Annotated in this window: 16 protein-coding genes; 8 read left to right on the forward strand and 8 right to left on the reverse strand. The window is 68.1% G+C overall.

Features of this window, described 5'->3' with window-relative positions; genetic code table 11:
• Position 1 precedes the first annotated feature (1 nt).
• From pheT to NP095_RS07470, 5 genes are all read left to right on the forward strand, one after another.
• On the forward strand, positions 2 to 2,512 hold the full coding sequence (gene pheT / locus NP095_RS07450; RefSeq protein ID WP_232416539.1) for a phenylalanine--tRNA ligase subunit beta: 2,511 nt from the start codon (positions 2 to 4) through the stop codon (positions 2,510 to 2,512).
• Between the two features lie 36 nt (positions 2,513 to 2,548).
• On the forward strand, positions 2,549 to 3,982 hold the full coding sequence (locus NP095_RS07455) for an aspartate ammonia-lyase (protein ID WP_232416538.1): 1,434 nt from the start codon (positions 2,549 to 2,551) through the stop codon (positions 3,980 to 3,982).
• A 167-nt stretch (positions 3,983 to 4,149) separates the two neighbouring features.
• On the forward strand, positions 4,150 to 5,757 hold the full coding sequence (gene cimA / locus NP095_RS07460) for a citramalate synthase (protein WP_232416537.1): 1,608 nt from the start codon (positions 4,150 to 4,152) through the stop codon (positions 5,755 to 5,757).
• Between the two features lie 105 nt (positions 5,758 to 5,862).
• The gene (locus tag NP095_RS07465) at positions 5,863 to 6,237 is read left to right on the forward strand and encodes a YciI family protein (RefSeq protein WP_232416536.1); all 375 of its coding nucleotides are present in this window, start codon (positions 5,863 to 5,865) and stop codon (positions 6,235 to 6,237) included.
• Positions 6,234 to 7,514 carry an RNA polymerase sigma factor gene (locus NP095_RS07470; protein ID WP_232416608.1) on the forward strand — a complete coding sequence of 427 codons (1,281 nt, stop codon included), beginning with the start codon at positions 6,234 to 6,236 and terminating at the stop codon, positions 7,512 to 7,514. Before NP095_RS07465 ends, NP095_RS07470 begins: the two co-directional genes overlap by 4 nt.
• On the opposite strand, the gene NP095_RS07475 is transcribed toward NP095_RS07470, so the two are convergent.
• Positions 7,507 to 8,679 (reverse strand): HNH endonuclease signature motif containing protein, encoded by a 1,173-nt coding sequence (locus NP095_RS07475; RefSeq protein WP_232416535.1) that lies wholly within the window; start codon positions 8,677 to 8,679, stop codon positions 7,507 to 7,509. The two genes, NP095_RS07470 and NP095_RS07475, sit on opposite strands and share 8 nt — an antisense overlap.
• A gap of 112 nt (positions 8,680 to 8,791) precedes the next feature.
• Here NP095_RS07475 and NP095_RS07480 point away from each other — a divergent pair, with 112 nt between their 5' ends.
• Complete coding sequence (locus NP095_RS07480) at positions 8,792 to 9,895, forward strand: hypothetical protein (protein ID WP_232416534.1); 1,104 nt, start codon at positions 8,792 to 8,794, stop codon at positions 9,893 to 9,895.
• Positions 9,896 to 10,058: 163 nt separating this feature from the next.
• On the opposite strand, the gene NP095_RS07485 is transcribed toward NP095_RS07480, so the two are convergent.
• The 4 genes from NP095_RS07485 to NP095_RS07500 all read right to left on the reverse strand — a co-directional run bounded on the left by NP095_RS07485 (position 10,059) and on the right by NP095_RS07500 (position 13,889).
• Complete coding sequence (locus NP095_RS07485) at positions 10,059 to 10,571, reverse strand: glycosyl-4,4'-diaponeurosporenoate acyltransferase CrtO family protein (protein ID WP_232416533.1); 513 nt, start codon at positions 10,569 to 10,571, stop codon at positions 10,059 to 10,061.
• A 34-nt stretch (positions 10,572 to 10,605) separates the two neighbouring features.
• Positions 10,606 to 11,061, reverse strand: coding sequence for a VOC family protein (locus tag NP095_RS07490; protein ID WP_232416532.1), 456 nt, complete (start codon positions 11,059 to 11,061; stop codon positions 10,606 to 10,608).
• A 219-nt stretch (positions 11,062 to 11,280) separates the two neighbouring features.
• Complete coding sequence (locus NP095_RS07495) at positions 11,281 to 13,005, reverse strand: hypothetical protein (RefSeq protein ID WP_232416531.1); 1,725 nt, start codon at positions 13,003 to 13,005, stop codon at positions 11,281 to 11,283.
• A gap of 122 nt (positions 13,006 to 13,127) precedes the next feature.
• Positions 13,128 to 13,889: a DUF429 domain-containing protein gene (locus NP095_RS07500; protein ID WP_232416530.1), complete on the reverse strand. Its 762-nt coding sequence runs from the start codon at positions 13,887 to 13,889 to the stop codon at positions 13,128 to 13,130.
• A 610-nt stretch (positions 13,890 to 14,499) separates the two neighbouring features.
• On the opposite strand from NP095_RS07500, the gene NP095_RS07505 reads away from it, so the two are divergent.
• Entirely contained in the window at positions 14,500 to 14,901 is a 402-nt protein-coding gene (locus NP095_RS07505; RefSeq protein WP_255668690.1) for a GNAT family N-acetyltransferase, read from the forward strand.
• 11 nt (positions 14,902 to 14,912) lie between these two features.
• Here NP095_RS07505 and NP095_RS07510 read toward each other — a convergent pair whose 3' ends face one another.
• From NP095_RS07510 to NP095_RS07520, 3 genes are all read right to left on the reverse strand, one after another.
• Positions 14,913 to 15,314 (reverse strand): YccF domain-containing protein, encoded by a 402-nt coding sequence (locus tag NP095_RS07510; RefSeq protein WP_232416528.1) that lies wholly within the window; start codon positions 15,312 to 15,314, stop codon positions 14,913 to 14,915.
• Between the two features lie 87 nt (positions 15,315 to 15,401).
• Entirely contained in the window at positions 15,402 to 15,914 is a 513-nt protein-coding gene (locus NP095_RS07515) for a 2'-5' RNA ligase family protein (RefSeq protein WP_232416527.1), read from the reverse strand.
• Between the two features lie 32 nt (positions 15,915 to 15,946).
• Positions 15,947 to 16,483 (reverse strand): GNAT family N-acetyltransferase, encoded by a 537-nt coding sequence (locus NP095_RS07520; RefSeq protein WP_232416526.1) that lies wholly within the window; start codon positions 16,481 to 16,483, stop codon positions 15,947 to 15,949.
• 222 nt (positions 16,484 to 16,705) lie between these two features.
• On the opposite strand from NP095_RS07520, the gene NP095_RS07525 reads away from it, so the two are divergent.
• The gene (locus NP095_RS07525) at positions 16,706 to 17,536 is read left to right on the forward strand and encodes an SDR family NAD(P)-dependent oxidoreductase (RefSeq protein WP_232416525.1); all 831 of its coding nucleotides are present in this window, start codon (positions 16,706 to 16,708) and stop codon (positions 17,534 to 17,536) included.
• Positions 17,537 to 17,545 lie beyond the last annotated feature (9 nt).

The raw sequence follows: 17,545 nt of genomic DNA on the forward strand, positions 1-17,545 counted from the left end.
CATGCGTGTCCCCGTGGAGTGGCTGCGGTCACTCGTCGAACTTCCCGACGCCGTCACGACGGAGCAGTTGGCCGATCGCCTGACCATGTACGACCTCAAGCTCGAGGAGATCCTCGGCGGCGGCCTGTCCGGACCGCTGACGGTCGGCCGCGTGCTGGCGATCTCGCCCGAGGAGCAGAAGAACGGCAAGACGATCAACTGGTGCCGCGTCGACGTCGGCGACCAGAACGTGCCGTCCGTGCCCGATGCTCCCGGTGAGGACGTGCCCTCGCGCGGCATCATCTGCGGCGCGCACAACTTCGGCGTCGGCGACCTCGTCGTCGTGTCGCTGCCGGGCACGTACCTGCCGGCCCTCGGCTTCGAGATCGGCTCGCGCAAGACCTACGGTCACGTGTCCGACGGCATGATCTGCTCGACCACCGAGCTGGGTCTGGCCGAGGACGAGTCGACCGCCCACGGCATCGTCGTGCTCGAGCCCGGCTCGGCCGAGCCCGGTGACGACGCGATCGCGCTGCTGGGTCTGGCCGATCAGACCCTCGACCTCGAGGTGAACCCCGACCGCGCCTACGCGCTGAGCCTGCGCGGCGTCGCCCGCGACGCGGCCCTGGCGTTCGACGTGCCGTTCACCGACCCGGCCGACCGTCCCGTGCCGTCCACCGATGCCGGTGCCTACCCGGTGCGCGTCGAGGACCCGACCGGCTGCCCTGTCTTCACGACGCTCGTCGTCGAGGGCATCGACCCGGCTGCGAAGACCCCGGCGTGGCTGGCCAAGCGGATCACCGACGCCGGCATGCGTCCCATCTCGCTGACCGTCGACGTCAGCAACTACGTCATGCTCGAGCTCGGTCAGCCCAACCACTGCTACGACCGCGCCAAGCTGAGCGGCGACATCGTCGTCCGCCGCGCGCACGAGGGCGAGACGCTGCGCACGCTCGACGACGTCGACCGCAAGCTGAGCACCGACGACCTGCTGATCACCGACGCCGCGGGCCCTATCGGCCTGGCCGGCGTCATGGGCGGCGACCGCGTCGAGATCGACGCGACCAGCACCGACGTCGTCATCGAGGCCGCGCACTTCGACCCCGTCACGATCTTCCGCACCCAGAAGCGGCACAAGCTGCCCACCGAGGCCGCCAAGCGCTTCGAGCGTGGTGTCGACCCCGAGCTGCCGCTGCGCGCCGCCGCCCGGGTCGCCGAGCTGCTGGTCGAGCTGGCCGGCGGCACCCTCGTCGCCGGCGCCACCGTCGTCGGCACTGCTCCGTCAAGGCGACCGGTCACGTTCTCGACCGAGCTGCCCGCCCGGATCAGCGGCCTGCCGATCACGACCGAGCAGGCGCGTGACACGTACGAGCGCAACGGCTGTGTCGTCGAGGTGACCGGCGACCGGTTCACCGTGACGCCTCCGTCGTGGCGCTTCGACCTCAACGATCCGTACGACTTCGTCGAGGAGGCGCTGCGCACGGCCGGGTACGAGAACGTGCCCTCCGTGCTGCCCACGCCCACCGGCGGCCGCGGACTCACCCGCTCGCAGGAGCTGCGCCGCCGCGTCGGCCACGTACTGGCCGGCGCCGGCCTCGTCGAGGTCACGACGCTGCCGTTCGTCGGCGACGCCGACCTCGACCGGCTCGCGCTACCGCAGGACGACCCGCGACGCGACCTCGTCCGCCTGGCCAACCCGCTGTCGGCCGAGGAGCCGGGCCTGACCCCGACGCTGCTGATCGGGCTGCTGCGCGCGGCCTCGCTCAACATCGGTCGCGGTCACGACTCCGTCCAGATCAGCGAGATCGGCCGCGTGTTCCACCCGCGCTCCGGCGACGCCGTCGCACCGATCTACGGCGTCGACCGTCGTCCGACGGCCGAGGAGCTGGCTGCCCTCGACGCCGCTCTGCCCGAGCAGCCGCGCCACGTCGGCTTCGTCCTGGTGGGCGAGCGCGAGCGCTCCGGCTGGTCCGGCCCCGGCCGACCCGTCGCCTGGACCGATGCTCTGGCTCTGGCGCGCCTCGTCGCGCAGAACCTGCATGTCGACCTGACGGTCGAGGCGGCGCAGCTGGCGCCGTTCCACCCCGGCCGCTGCGCGCAGCTGAGCGTGGGGGAGCAGATCGTCGGCCACGTCGGCGAGCTGCACCCGAAGGTCGCCGAGGCCTACGGCCTGCCCGGCCGGGTCGCCATCGGCGAGCTTGACCTGGACGCCTTGATCGAGGCGGCGCCGCTGGTCGGCCCCAAGCCCGACTTCTCGGCCTTCCCGGTCGCGAAGGAGGACTTCGCGTTCATCGTCGACGAGGCGCTGCCCGCGGGTGAGCTGGAGTCGGTCATCGCCGGTGCCAGCGACCTGCTGGAGTCGGTGCGACTGTTCGACGTCTACACCGGCGACCAGGTGGGCGAGGGCCGCAAGTCCTTGGCCTTCAAGGTGCGCCTGCGTGCCGACGACCGGACGCTCACCGAGGCCGACATCAAGGCCGCGCGCGACCAGATCGTGACGGCCGCCGCGACACTCGGAGCACAGCTGCGCTGACCGGCACGGGAGTGGCCGGAGTGGTTACATGTCTGCATGACCGACCACGAGAGCGTTCGGACCGAGCATGACCTGCTGGGGGAGCGCGACGTACCGGCGGACGTCTACTGGGGAGTGCACACCCTGCGCGCCCTGGAGAACTTTCCGATCACCGGTGTGCCCATTGCCATCAGCCCGTACCTGCCGCAGGCCCTGGCCGCGGTGAAGGAGGCGGCAGCCGAGGCGAACCACGACCTCGGCCTGCTGGACGACGACCGCCACGCGGCGATCGTGCAGGCCTGCCGCGAGATCCGGGCCGGCGAGCTGCACGACCAGTTCGTCGTCGACGTCATCCAGGGTGGCGCCGGCACGTCGACGAACATGAACGCCAACGAGGTCATCGCCAACCGCGCGCTGGAGATCCTCGGGCATCCCTTCGGCGACTACGACCGCCTGCATCCGAACGAGCAGGTGAACCTGAGCCAGTCGACCAACGACGTCTACCCCACGGCCGTGAAGATCGCGGTCATCAACGCGACGTACGACCTGATCGACTCGATGGGCCGGCTGGAGGACGCTTTCGCCGAGAAGGCGGTCGAGTTCCACGAGGTCCTCAAGATGGGCCGCACCCAGCTGCAGGACGCCGTGCCGATGACGCTCGGCCAGGAGTTCGGCACGTACGCGCTGATGATCGGTGAGGACCGTGCGCGCCTGCGTGAGGCCGTCCTGCTGCTGCACGAGATCAACCTCGGCGCCACCGCGATCGGCACCCAGCTCAACGCGCCACAGGGGTACGTCCCGCGCGCCCGCGAGCACCTGTCGCGCATCACCGGACTGCCGCTGCGCACAGCCGTGGACCTCATCGAGGCGACGCAGGACTGCGGCTCGTTCGTCCAGATGTCCGGCGTGCTCAAGCGCGTCGCGGTGAAGCTCTCGAAGATCTGCAACGACCTGCGCCTGCTGTCGTCCGGACCGCGCGCCGGACTCGGCGAGATCAACCTGCCTGCCCGCCAGGCCGGGTCCAGCATCATGCCGGGCAAGGTCAACCCGGTCATCCCCGAGGTCGTCAACCAGGTGGCCTTCCAGATCATCGGCCACGACGTCACGGTCTCGATGGCCGCCGAGGCCGGGCAGCTGCAGCTCAACGCCTTCGAGCCGGTGATCTGCTACTCCCTGTCCGCCGGTCTCTACCGTCTGCGCATGGCGATCGAGTCGCTGACCGAGCACTGCGTCCGGGGGATCACCGCCAACCGTGAGCACCTCGCCGCCGAGGTCGCCAACTCCGTCGGACTCGTGACCGCACTGAACCCGTACCTGGGCTACCAGACCGCCACCGAGCTGGCCAAGGAGGCGCTGCTCACGGGGCGCGGTGTCGCCGAGCTCGTGCTGGAGAAGGGCCTGCTGCCCGCGGACGAGCTCGAGCGGATCCTACGGCCCGAGACGCTGGCCCATCTGGGGCCGAAGCCGGCGGACCGCTCCGGCGGCGTCTGAGGTCTGGTCGGGTGGCCACAGCGTGCGTGTACGCTGTGGCCATGAACACGTCGGTGATCATCATTGGAAAGCGCGTCTGAAGCATCACCTCAGACGCGCCGCCTCCCGTACCCGGGGGGCTTTTTTTGTGAACGGCCAGTGTGTGGAACGAACAGAGCAGGACGACCATGAGCACGAGCTTCGGCAAGCACGACCCGGCGGACTTCCACGTCTACGACACGACGCTGCGTGACGGCGCCCAGCAGGAGGGCCTGAACCTGTCGATTCAAGACAAGATGGCCATCTCCCAGCACCTCGACGCGCTGGGTGTGGGTTACATCGAGGGCGGCTGGCCCGGCTCGAACCCCAAGGACACCGAGTTCTTCGCCCTCGCGGCCAAGGAGCTCGACCTGAAGCACGCGACCCTGGCCGCGTTCGGCTCGACCCGGCGCGCCGGCGCGGTGGCCGCCGACGATCCGCAGGTCGCCGCGCTGCGTGACTCGGGCGCCTCGGTCGTGACCGTCGTGGCCAAGAGCCACGACCAGCATGTGCTCCGCGCCCTGCGCACCACGCTGGACGAGAACCTCGCAATGGTCCGCGACACCGTGACGCACCTGCGCGGGGAGGGCCAGCGGGTCTTCCTGGACTGCGAGCACTTCTTCGACGGCTACCGCGAGAACCGCGACTACGCCCTCGAGGTCGTGCGCGTCGCGACCGAGGCCGGCGCCGAGGTCGCGGTGCTCTGCGACACGAACGGCGGGATGCTGCCGCACTGGGTGAACGAGATCGTCGCCGACGTCCTGTCCTCGACGGGCGCCCGCCTGGGCATCCACGCCCACAACGACACCGGGTGCGCCGTGGCGAACTCGATCGCCGCCGTCCAGGCGGGCGCGACCCACGTGCAGGGTTGCGTCAACGGCTACGGCGAACGCACCGGCAACGCCGACCTCGTCACCTGTGTCGCCAACCTGGAGTTCAAGCTCGGGATGAGCATCATGCCCGACGGCGTGCTGGCCGATGCCACGCGCATCTCGCACGCGATCAGCGAGATCACGAACTACCCGCCGGTGGCCCGCCAGCCGTACACGGGCGTGTCGGCGTTCGCGCACAAGGCCGGGCTGCACGCCAGTGCGATCCGCGTCGATCCGGACCTGTACCAGCACATGGATCCGGCGCTGGTCGGCAATGACATGCGGCTTCTCGTCTCGGAGATGGCCGGTCGCGCGACGATCGAGCTCAAGGGCCGTGAGCTCGGCTTCGACCTGTCGGGCGACAACGAGCTGCTGACCCGGATCACCGACCAGGTCAAGAAGATGGAGCAGGACGGCTACACGTTCGAGGCGGCCGACGCCTCGTTCGAGCTGCTGCTGACCGAGGCGGTCACGGGCGTGCGCCCGGCCTACTTCGACGTCGAGTCCTGGCGCGTGATCGCCGGCTCGGCGGGTGACGGTGGCGCCGAGGCGATCGTCAAGGTCGTCGCGGGTGGTCGCCGGACCGCCGTGGTGGGGGAGGGCAACGGCCCGGTCAACGCCCTCGACCACGCGCTGCGCCAGGCGATCGAGAGGATCTACCCGGATGTCGCCCAGTTCCACCTGATCGACTTCCGCGTCCGGATCCTCGACCAGGGGCACGGCACGGACGCCGTGACGCGCGTGCTGATCGAGACCACGGACGGCAAGAGCTCGTGGGTCACGGTCGGCGTGGGCCCGAACATGATCGAGGCCTCCTTCGAGGCGCTCGTGGACGCGCTGACCTACGGCCTGCGCCTGCACGGAGTGGACGCGTCACCGAGCTAGTCCGACTGCTTGCCGAAGAAAATTCTCTGACCGATGTCGAAGAACCCGGTTCCCGTTCGTCCTGTGTGCGAGGAGACTTTCCGACAACCAGGAGGAGTGATCGAGATGCCGCGTTTCATGGGATTCGTGCGGATGGCCGAGGGCGTGGGTACGCCGCCGCAGGAGCTGTTCGAGGCGATGGATGCCTACATCGGCAACCAGGTGGAGAAGGGCGTGTTCCTCGACGGGGGCGGGCTCTACGGGACGGAGGACGCGGTGAACTACGTGGTCCGTGAGGGCCAGGTCACCCGCGTCGACGGCCCCTACGCCGAGGCCAAGGAGGTCGTCGGTGGCTGGGCGATCCTGCAGTACGACACCGTCGAGGAGGCGGCGGCCGAGCAGCAGGAGTTCGCCGAGCTGCACGCGAAGTACTGGCCCGAGGTCACGGTCATCTCGACCCTGCGCCAGATCTCCAACGGTCCCGACAACCCGGGCGACTGAGTACCGCGTCGCGCCCGCACGAGGCGATCATCACGACGTGGCGGGCCGAGTCGGCCCGCCTCGTCGGAGCGCTCACGCGCCTGACCGGTGACATCGCGCTGGCAGAGGACCTCGCTCAGGACGCACTCGTGGCCGCTCTCGAGCACTGGCCTGCGACCGGCGTGCCGGACGAGCCGGGCGCGTGGCTCCTGACGACCGCCCGTCGGCGCGCCATCGACCAGTTCCGCCGCGCCGACGTGCTGCGTCACAAGCTCCGAGAGCTCGCCCGTGATGGCGAGGAGGAGGTCATGCCGCCGATCGACCACATCGAGGACGACGCGCTGCGCCTCATGTTCCTGACCTGCCATCCCGCTCTGACGCCCGAGTCCCGGGCGGCACTGACCCTGCGTCTGGTCGGCGGGCTCACGACGGGCGAGATCGCGCGCGGCTTCCTGGCGTCGGAGCCCGCCATCGGCCAGCGGATCTCACGGGCGAAGGCTAGGCTCTCGGCGGTCCGGGCGGAGTTCGACCTGCCCACCGGAGCCGAGCGCGAGGCACGCCTCGACGACGTCATGGCGGTCGTCTACCTGATCTTCAACGAGGGGTACACAGCCACGAGCGGCGTCGACTGGATGCGGCCGGACCTGACGCACGAGGCGATCCGTCTCGCCCGGATGCTGGCGGACCTCGCTCCCCACGAGCCGGAGGTGCTGGGACTGTCATCCCTCGTGCAGCTGCAGGCCTCGCGCATACCCGCCCGTCTCGACGACTCGGGCGCGCCGGTGCTGTTGGAGGAGCAGGACCGCTCGCGGTGGGACACGGGCTTGATCCGACGGGGCTTGGCCGACCTCGCGCGGGCCGAGCAGCTGGCGGCGGAGGGGGTCCCGGTGGGCCGTTACTTCCTGCAGGCATCGATCGCTGCCCAGCATGCGCGTGCCGCGCGGGCGCAGGACACGCACTGGCGGCGGATCGCTGCCCTGTACGACGTGCTGGCGGCGGCGGCACCGGGTCCGGTCGTCGAGGTGAACCGCGCCGTCGCGCACGGGCGCGCGTTCGGGGCCGCCGCGGGGCTGGCGGTGCTCGACGCGCTGGACGCCGACGCGCTGAGCGGAGCGCCACTCGTGCCGAGTGTGCGCGCCGACCTGTTGGAGCGAGCGGGCGCGCACGTCGAGGCGGAGGCGGCGTTCATGGAAGCCGCGTCCCTCACGCGGAACGCGAGCGAGCGGGGCCTGTTGCTCGGCCGGGCCGAGGAGGTCAGGCGAACAGCCGCTCGGGCTCGTCGAGATCGCCCTAGTTGAGCAAGGGGGGAGCACTCGTCACATATCGCTCGGTCCAGCTGGCCGGCGGGTCGAGGTGCCGCTCGGCGAGGTGACCGTGCGACTTCATGTTGTGGTGCTTGCGGCACAGGCATCGCAGATTCCGTGCCGAGGTCTCGCCGCCTGAGTCGTAGTCCTGGGCGTGGTCGAGGTCGGTCTCGAACACCGGTGCTCGGCACCCGGCGACCCGACAGGTGCCGTCCCGCCAGTGGAGGGCCTGTCTCAGTGACTCGGTGGGGCGGTACGCCAGGACCGTGGTGTCGAGTACCCCACCCATCGGGTCGAGCACCAGTCGACGGAACACGGTGTGCTCGCTGGCCGCCAGTTCGCGGACCCATTCGTGGCCCAGCGGCTCGCCGTCGCGGGTGATCCCCGGGCCGGTGGTGAGGCCGATCAGATCGGTGGCCGCGATGCTGATCGCGATCTCGGCGCGGATGTCGGTGGACGTGCCGGTGCAGGACGTGAGCCAGTGCCCGAGGATGTCGGCCTGCTTCTGGTCGCGCGTGCGGGTGTCGCGGGTGTCGGTCTCGGGGTCGATGCCGGGAAGGGCACGGGCCGCCTTGCGCAGGCGTTCGGCCGCGGCGATGGCCACGCCCGTGGGCAGCAGTGCGTTGAGCCAGCTGGTGCCGTCGTCGTTGTGGGTGACCGAGACGCGGCGGGTTTCGACGGCGCGTGCCGTCTCGGCGGCCGCCTGCTCGGGCTCGATCCGGGCGCGGAAGCGGCGCAGCCAGCCCTTCAGCTCGCCGACGGTGTGGGTTGACGCATAGGTGATGGCCGCCCGCTCGAGAGCTTCCCAACTCTCGCGTTCGGTGAGTCGTTCGGCGGTGTCGGCGATCGCACTGGCACGGGAGGCATCCACATCGCCGACGCGGAACGCCGCCCACACGGCGGGCGTCCGCTCGCGCAGGGTCTCGGTCTCGAAGACGATCGCCCAGACATGGCGCTCGGTGACCCGCAGAGCCTGGGCGATCTCAAGCGTGACCTCGCGCCGGGCCAGCTCCTTGCTCAGGACGATGTCGTCGGAGCGATCGATCTCGGCCACTCGGCGGTCATGGTGCCGGGTGATCAACTGCCATTCTGCGAACTCGGCCATCGCCCGGGCGCGACGGACACCGTCGAACGCGCCAGCCGTGGTTTCGAACTCCATGCACCCAACGTAGTGGGCGCCACCGACAGTTCTTCGAGGGACGCGCGACGGCGCAATCCATGGGATCCGCAATCCCGCCTCGGCAGGTCCTCCACTGCGGCAGTATGCGGATATGACTCACGGGGCGGGCAGCGTGAACGGCGAGGGCATCTTTCAGATCAGTCCGGGAGGGGAGCTTCTCTCGCTCGAAGTGACGCCCTATGAGGCCGAGGACGTTCTGCAAGCACTTCTCGAAACGCACCCTGACCTGCTCGCAGGGGCACAGATGACCCCTGAAGTCCCGCGTCGCTGGGCACTCGTGAAGCGTGAGCAGGGCGTTCCGGATCGTGATGACTCGGGATCGCGCTGGAGTGTCGACCATCTGTTCGTCGATCAGGACGCGGTTCCCACCTTGGTGGAGGTCAAGCGATCGACGGACACCCGCATCCGCCGTGAGGTCGTCGGACAGATGTTGGACTACGCCGCGAACGGGGTCAGGTACTGGCCGGCTGAGAGCCTGCAACTGGCATTCGAAGCGACCCAATCGGCGCTCGGGAACAGTCCACGTGGAACTCTCGCGTCGCTGTGCGACGACGGCGACGTAAGTGCCGAGGGGTTCTTTGCCCGAGTCGGTGACAACCTCCGCGCCGGGCGCATCAGGATGGTGTTCGTCGCCGATGTCATCCCCGATGAACTCATGCGAATCGTCGAGTTCCTCAACGAGCAGATGAACCCGGCGGAGGTCTTCGCTGTCCAGGTCAAGCGGTTCCGGGCGCAAGGGCACGAGGACAGCGTGATCGTCCCGGCCGTCTACGGACGGACCGCCGCAGCAAGTACGAAGAACCCGCAGCGGCGCATGCGGGATCGAGCGACTGCTGTTGATGCGTCCAGGCCCGAGACGATTCGACTGATCGAGCTCATCACGGGGTTCGCGCCGGCAGCCGGACTCACGGTCCGAGAGACGCCTGGCGGCGCCGTTCTCGAGACCTCGGAGCGAGAGACTGTCGCGAACGTCTACCTCGACCCATACGACAGCCTCGACATCCCGTTGGAGCGGTGGAGAGCGCGTGGACTCGTCGATCAGGCGGAGTCACTCCACGCATCCTTGAATGGGCTGACGGACAAGGCATTGACCGCGAAGATCCCGTCCCTCCCGTCTCGGGACGTCGTGGCCCACTGGTCGCAGGTTCGTTCAGTGCTGCAGCGAATCGCGGATCTTCACCGTTCGATTCCGTAGGCCATCTCCAACTCTGGCGCAGAAATCACCACGGTCCGTGTGTTGGGCTCCGGGTCTGCCCGTTTGGAGCGCTTTGGCGACCATCACGAAGACGCCGTTGGCCCGCGGACCTAGGTGAGTGTGTGGACGTCCTCATTGGTCGCGACACCGTCTCAGCGGGCGGTCACCGATTCTGAGGATGCCGTAGGCGTTGACGGACGATGCGCTGGATCATGATCGGATACCCGTGGAGGAAGAGGCCGGCCAAAAGGACCTGGACGGCTCCGACGGCATGCCCTGCGCCGACGGTCGCGACTGCCAGCGGAAGCGTGGCCACCCAGGCGATGGCGTGACCCGTCTCGGAGAGTTCTGTGCCGCGGAGCAGGCGACTCAGGCGGGTGTGACCCTCACCTTGCTCACGCAGGCTGCCGATGACCGAGTTCCAGCCGATGCGTCCCAGCAGTCGACGCAGCGCGTCGGCCCCGAGCAGTGCATAGATTCTCGGTTCTGCGCTGGCGACCGCGTATCGGCGGCGTGCGGTGTCGACGAACAGCGGCCCGGTGAGCAGACCCAGGAAGGTGAATCCGCCCTGTACGACGATCGCGTAGGCGAGATGGTCCGGCCCGATGAAGCGCCATCCGGTGATCGCCAGGCCGGCCGCCACGATGACGCCGACCGCAGCACCGCTCGATCTCACGCGTCACAGGCTAGCCGCACGGCTCCGGCGGTGCTCAGCCCTTCCGGAGTGCCTCGGCCTTCTGGAGTGCCTCGGCGAGCATCACGATGATGCCGCTGGGTCCGCGGACGTAGGTGAGCCTGTAGATGCCCTCATACGTCGCGACCCCTCGCAGCGGGTGGCAGCCGTGCCAGGCGGCGATCTCGAGGGCCTCGTCGAGGTCGTCTACGGAGAAGGCCACACGGTGCATGCCGATCTCGTTCGGCCGGGTCGGCTCCGTCTCGATGGGGTCGGGGTGGATGTACTCGAACAGCTCCAGGCGGCCGTGGCCGTCGGGGGTCTGGAGCATCGCGATGCGCACGTGGTTCCCGTCGAGGCCGACGGCGGTCTCGGCCCACTCGCCGCTGACGGTGTCGCGACCGAGCTCCGTGAGGCCGAGATCGGTGAAGAAGGCGATCGCCGCGTCGATGTCGCGGACGGCGATGCCGACGTTCTCGAGCTTGATGGGCATGCGTGAACACTAGGCAAGACAGGAGTCGGAGGCCATGGCCCAAAGCGATCCCAGCGTCATCAGCATGTGGAATGAACGACGCGCTTCAGTACCGGAGGGCAACCGGTCCAGGTGCGGGAGCAGGCGGGTCCAGTTACTGGGGCCGAGTCACTCCCGGTGTGCCTGGTCGCGGCGCGCGTGCCACCGGTGCCGACGATTCGGCCGGCGTGCCAGTAGGGCCTACCGGCCGAGCCCGTCCGAAGCTGCAATCGATCGGTCGGGGATCTCATCACGACCCGCGAACTGGAGGCGTTCGGACTCGGGAAGCATCATTGACTCCGCCAGGATCGCTGCGAGCGCCTCGACGTCGCGCGTTCCGATCTGAGGCGAGAAGAACCACTCGTGATTCTTCATTCGGGTAATGAGATCGATCCTGCTTTCCTGGGACTCACCTTCACTAACGATGGCTCGCACGTAGCGAACCTCGTCGAGCTTGGTGTCGTCTTGGAAGACAGCTTCCTTGAATAACCCAGTCGTGTCACCAGTCAGGATTCGACGGTCGGTGACGGCGACCATGACGCGGTTCGGGTCCTTGTCGAGAGTCGAGCCGATCTTCTCCTTCGCCGCGCTCACGACAGCACCGACTCTGCCATGGGCAGGGTTCTCAGCGCCCAAGCCGATGGCGCGTAGTTGCTCGTCGGGTTCCAGTAACCAACGCAGGAGCTCCCAGTACGGGTCAAGGGCCACGTCCGGAGGAGCACACACGACTTCAGGTCTCGCGAGGGGTGCCGAGGGCGCGAGAAACGTGTCCCCCAGTGGGGCAATGGCTTCGAGGACGCTCGACGCAAGCTTTCGAGTGGTGTCGATGTCTTTTCGCTTCGAAGACAACTTGAGCGAGCTGGGTCCCGGCATCGCGACGATGATCCGTAACTCTCGCGTGAGCGAACCCAACAGGGTCGCAATGTCGTCGAGGTCGGAGGTGAGCTCGCGCTGAGTGTTCTCGACGATGGACTCGAAGTGCTTTGCTTCGGCGGGGTCTGTTGCGCCCGCCTCTCGCGCGACGGCACCCGCGAGCGCTTGGAATCCGGTCCACGCCTTCACTGCTGCCAAGAGGGCGAAGGCGTCGAACGCGATCGTTTGCGCATTCGACTGCAGGAACTCCCGCCGCTGGCGAACGTTCAGTTCGGTGATCTTCCGAAGATGGTCCTCGATACTTGAACGGTACTTGTTGCGTTCCGTACCTATGTCAGTCTTCTTGCTCGCGATCGTGTCCCACAGTGACGCAGGCACTGAACCTGCGATCTGAGCAGCTTCGAGCGCCTGGTCGACGGACTCGATGAGACTCATCAGCCGCGCTCGTTCGTCTCGGCGGTTGCTCTCGATCACGCTTTGCGTCAGATCGATGTTCCTCCGGACTAGTGCGCTGACCTCGTTCAGTTGAGTCTGTAGCGCAACCATCGCGAGGGCGGGACCGAGCGCGACGGCCGTCTGGGCAACGCTTACACCTGCCGCGGGAGTAAATCGTGCTTGGGCGAGCGTTTTTGTCGAACCTTTCGGGAGCAGGATGGTTCCGAGGTTCTTGCCGTCCTTGACCGCGAGCCGCCCGCCTGCATTCAGCAGGGCTCGGCTCTCCTCCGAGAGTCGGTAAAGCCCCTGCATGCTTGCGGCGCCCTGAGCGAGGTTTCCACCCACTGTGGCGGCGGTACCTGCGGCCGCAACGACGCTGGCGATGTGCGTGTGATCGCGCGTTGAGAGCAGCCCCGTGTTCAGTCGTTCGAGGGAGTTTTCCAGCTCCTCGGGGAGCTCACCGAAAACGGCAACGACGTTAGGGAGCACCTCGACGAGTTCCGGTGCCGTCTCGTTCGCCCGCGATTCGTCTTCTTCGTTGGGAAGCCCCGGTCTACCGGGGCCGGACTCCTGGCCATCGATAGGCTCATCGGTGCCGTCCGAGACGTTCTCGGGCATTTTGTCTCCTGGCGAGTCGGGTGGTGCGGCGGTGCCCGGACGGTCCGTCACCCTGCAGGGAGTGTAGATCTCCGCGGCCACACATTTGAGGCAAACGACGAACGACTAACGACCGCAACGTCTCACGGCTCGTGGTTGGCCAAGCGTTCGCTGGGCTCGCACGTGACGTGAATCCAGCCCTCCCTCCGCGCTGCAGCGGCGTCTTCGCCAGGCGGGGGGATGGTCAGGTCGAGATCGCGTGCTCGTGCGACGAGCGCACACACTACGGCGTCGCACACGTCGTCGCTCTTGAAGAACCTTGGGACCAAATCCTGGTCTGCGGTCAGGAACGGAAAGTTCGACTGCAAGGCGGGCCACGCAAGCTTCGACTTGCCGAACTCCCAAGCCGAGAGCGCTGCTGCGGGATAGGTCTCGCACACCGTTCCGTCCGACCCGGACCGATCGACAGCGACACCGAGACGAAGCAGTTCTGCCTCAACCAGCACCCACATGGCAGCGGTCGCCCCGAGCATCTGGAACGACGCGGGGAGCGGACGAGTTCTGATCGCAGGATGTTCCGTGAGGAACCGGTCGGTGCGTCGTTGGGCGACCTGCTTGGTGCGCCAGACGCTCCAGTCACCCGGGCGAGGCAAGTCATCATCGGGCAGAGGCTGGTCGTGCCGTTTCGCCATCAGAGCGACGAACAGATCCGGCCATCCGAATGGGACGTCGACGGCCCAGGTGCTTTCCCGGTGCTCAGCGATCAGTGGTGCGATGGCGATGGCTTCGAGTGGGTGACGCACGTCGACAACCCGAGCCTCACCTGGAACTGACCAGTCGATGGCGACGGCCGCGGTCTTCTTCTTGTTGGTCGAGACGTCGAGGCCCCAGGTCACGTGGTTCACCGGGACATCCTCGCGTGGATCTCGGTCCGAGAGCCGTGGTTCGGACGAATGAGTTCGTCTGGGTTGCGTCCTTGCAGAGGACCAGAGCATGGAAACCTGAGCGGTGCGTCGCGTGTCGTGGCAGACCGTGTGAAGCATGGGAGGCGTGGGGTCCGGAGGGACGTGACGATGATGTCGTTCACCCCTTCGCCCTCACATGCCGAGGGCGAGAAGTCCACGGTGGTCGACTGGAGTCGAGAGTTGCGGCGTCCACGGACGTCTGCCGGAGGCCCTGCACATCGCGCGCCAAGCATTGGCGGACGGTGATGCCGCCGAAGCCGCGAGCCGTGACATGTCTTGTTCTGTCACGGGTTCCGCACCGCGCTGACGCGGTACCACGAAGGTGAGGACCGCCCGCTCTTCCCCTCGATCACGGAAGCCCATCCACAGTTTGAGCGAGCGCCTGCGTCGACAGTCACTTCGAGGGTTTCGCCGCCGTCATGCAGTCGCACCTCCGCTACAAGAGCGACAACTGCTGGTGGTGCTCGAAACCCTCGAGTTGGATGCGCAGGTCGACGCAGTCTGCGGTCGGCTGTGATGGAAAGGTGGGGGAGTGACGGACGAGTACACGTTGATCGAGTCAGCCCCCGACGAAGCGGACTACCTCCACCTGCGGCGCGCCTCGGGGCTCACGCCCAAGTCGCCCGAGCAGGCGAGGCCGGCGCTCGCGGGCGGGTGGGCCGCCTGCCACGTTCGCCACACGAGCGGCGAGACGGTGGCGATGGGTCGCGTCATCGGCGACGGTGGCTGGTACTTCCACCTCGTCGACATGGCCGTGCTGCCGGACCACCAGCGGCGAGGGCTCGGTGATCGTGTCCTCTCGCATTTGCTGGACGTGATCCGCCGGGACGCCCCTCCCGGCGCCTACGTCTCGCTGATGGCCGATCCGCCGGGACGACGTCTGTACGAGCGTCACGGCTTCGTCGAGAGCGCACCGCACTCGGTCGGGATGGTGCTGGCTCCGGGGACCTGACGCTCGTCTCGTCAGGTGGCGACCAACGGCGGATGGGCGGCGTCCACCGGGACGATGTCCCGACCCAGGGGCCACAGCGAGACGGGGATCAGCTTGAAGTTCGCCAGCCCCAGCGGGATCCCGATGATGGTGATGCAGAGCAGGGCGCCGGTCACGGCGTGCCCGATGGCCAGCCAGAACCCGGAGAGCACGAACCAGATGACGTTGCCGATGCCCGAGCCGACTCCGGCGGTGGGCTTGGTGACGACCGTGCGCCCGAACGGCCAGAGGGCGAACAGGCCGATCCTGAACGACGCGATGCCGAACGGGATGCCGATGATCGTGATGCACCAGAGCGCCCCGGCGACCATGTAGCCGAGAAACATCCAGAAGCCCGAGATGACGAGCCACAAGATGTTGAGCAGTAGTCGCATGTTTCCCCCACGTGAGTTCGGACTCTCAGAATCTCACGCATTGGGGCTCAGGGCGGCGTGGTCCGCGCGGCCGTTCGACCGAGCGCGTCAGCCGATCGCGATCGTCTCGATCAGGTTCTGCGCGGGGTCCCACCAGTGGAGGCGATCGCAGACCAGGTCGGCCGGGGCCTCCGTGGAATCCAGGACGTCGAGGGCAGCAGGCAACAGGCGCCGGGGGACGCGGCGCGCCAAGGTGACGTGCGGAGTCCAGACAGGGTGCCGCACGCTAGGCACCAGTTCGCGGATGCGTGCCGTGGCGGCCGCCAGTGCCGGCTCGGGCTCGATCAGGTGCGCGATGGTGACGCGGGCGCCCTGACCGAACAGGACCAGACCTCGAACGCCCAGGCGCGCGGGCAGCAGTGGCGCGATCGCCTCGCGGGCCACCGGCAGGACGTCGGCGCCGATGCCGACGGCAGCCACCAGGGTCAGGTGCGGCGCATTGGTCATCGACCGGTGGTCTGCCTGCGACGGGACTCCCGCTGCCTTCAGCGCCTCCCACTGAGCCACGACCGCAGCGTCGGACGCGGGCTCGAAGCTGAGTTCGAGGGCTTGGTCGGGCACACGTGGAGGATAGGACAGAGGCACCCGCGGACTCACGTCCTCGGGTCGGAGATCCGATGGAGGACGTTGCGCGTGGGTGTGCCGTCCGCCGTGCTGTGGTCGTCGAAGTCGCCGGCTGGGTCGCGCGTCATGCCGATGCGTCGCATCACCGCTTGCGACCGGAGATTGTCGACGGTGGTGATGGCCAGGACCTCAGGCAGAGCGAGGGACTCGAAGGCGAACGTGAGTGTGGCGAGCGCGGCCTCCGTCGCATATCCGTGGCCCCAGGCGGGGCGGGCGAGCCGCCAGCCCACTTCGACGCCGGTGAACGGCAGGTGTTCGTCGACCCGATCCAACCCGGCGAATCCGATGAAGTCACCGGTGACCTGCTCCTCGACCGCCCACCACCCGTATCCGCGCTGGGCGAAGTCGGCTGTGAAACTCGCGACCGAGTCGTCGCTCTGGGCGCGCGTCAGCGGACCGCCCAGGTGCTCTCGAACCTCGGGGTCGGCGTTCATGGCGGCCCATGGCGCGAGGTCGGACGCGCGCCACGGCCGAAGCAGGAGGCGAGCCGTGCGGATCTCGATCATGGCGCTGACGCTACGCCCGGGCGCGAACGCAATGGCGGCCACGTCGCGGCGGTGGCCAGACGGGACACGGGCGGAGGAGCAGTGCCGCCCGGAAGACGGCACATCCCAGCGGCGCGCCGATCAGCAGCGTGGGGACTTCTGCTGGCGCACCCGGCATCCCCGGACTGTAACCGGAGCGGGTCATGACGTGCGGGATTCCCGTATCCGGGTACCCATGACGACATGGAGCAGAAGACGATCGTCATCACGGGAGCCAGCGACGGGATCGGCGCGGCAGCCGCTCAGGAGCTCAGCGACCACGGCCACCACGTGGTCATCGTGGGGCGCGACCCGCAGAAGACCCGCACGGTGGCCGAGGAGCTGGGAGTCCCGTTCCACCTGGCCGACTACGCCGACCTCGCGCAGGTCCGTCGTCTCGCGACGGAGCTGAACGAGGCGTACCCGCGCATCGACGTCCTGGCGAACAACGCCGGCGCGTTGACGGACCACCGGGCCATCACCGTGGACGGGTTCGAGAAGACCTTCCAGGTGAACCACCTCGCCGGGTTCCTCCTGACGCAACTTCTACTGCCACAGCTGATCGAGAGCCGCGCCACCGTCATCCAGACCGCGTCGATCGCGGCGAAGCTGTTCAGTGACTTCGACATCGACGACCTGCAGAACACGCGGCACGACGGAGGCCAGCGGGCGTACGGGAACACGAAGCTGGAGAACATCCTGTTCACCCGAGAGCTGGACCGGCGCTACCGCGACCAGGGGATCTCGGCCGCGGCGTTCCATCCCGGCCTGGTCGGCTCCAACTTCGCCCACGGCACGAAGTCGCCGCTGAACTTCGTCTACCACACACCGATGGTGAGCAAGCTCTTCACGATCTCGCCCGAGCGCGGGGCGGAGCAGCTCGTCTGGCTCGCCACGTCGACGCCCGGCACGGACTGGGAACGCGGTCAGTACTACGAGAAGAAGAAGCCCGCGAAGTCGGCGCCCGAGGCCCACGACGGCGAGGTCGGGCGGCGACTCTGGGAGGAGTCGATGCGGATGGTCGCGCCGCTCTGAGTCGCCCGA

Source organism: Aeromicrobium duanguangcaii (assembly GCF_024508295.1).
Classification (GTDB): domain Bacteria; phylum Actinomycetota; class Actinomycetes; order Propionibacteriales; family Nocardioidaceae; genus Aeromicrobium; species Aeromicrobium duanguangcaii.

Bases quoted from the DNA above. Each gene is read 5' to 3' on its own strand.
- NP095_RS07495 (WP_232416531.1), bottom strand. From the start codon at position 13,005: ATGCCCGAGAACGTCTCGGACGGCACCGATGAGCCTATCGATGGCCAG.
- pheT (WP_232416539.1), top strand. From the start codon at position 2: ATGCGTGTCCCCGTGGAGTGGCTGCGGTCACTCGTCGAACTTCCCGAC.
- NP095_RS07525 (WP_232416525.1), top strand. From the start codon at position 16,706: ATGGAGCAGAAGACGATCGTCATCACGGGAGCCAGCGACGGGATCGGC.
- NP095_RS07510 (WP_232416528.1), bottom strand. From the start codon at position 15,314: ATGCGACTACTGCTCAACATCTTGTGGCTCGTCATCTCGGGCTTCTGG.
- NP095_RS07480 (WP_232416534.1), top strand. From the start codon at position 8,792: ATGACTCACGGGGCGGGCAGCGTGAACGGCGAGGGCATCTTTCAGATC.
- NP095_RS07455 (WP_232416538.1), top strand. From the start codon at position 2,549: ATGACCGACCACGAGAGCGTTCGGACCGAGCATGACCTGCTGGGGGAG.
- NP095_RS07520 (WP_232416526.1), bottom strand. From the start codon at position 16,483: ATGATCGAGATCCGCACGGCTCGCCTCCTGCTTCGGCCGTGGCGCGCG.
- NP095_RS07490 (WP_232416532.1), bottom strand. From the start codon at position 11,061: ATGCCCATCAAGCTCGAGAACGTCGGCATCGCCGTCCGCGACATCGAC.
- cimA (WP_232416537.1), top strand. From the start codon at position 4,150: ATGAGCACGAGCTTCGGCAAGCACGACCCGGCGGACTTCCACGTCTAC.
- NP095_RS07465 (WP_232416536.1), top strand. From the start codon at position 5,863: ATGCCGCGTTTCATGGGATTCGTGCGGATGGCCGAGGGCGTGGGTACG.
- NP095_RS07475 (WP_232416535.1), bottom strand. From the start codon at position 8,679: ATGGAGTTCGAAACCACGGCTGGCGCGTTCGACGGTGTCCGTCGCGCC.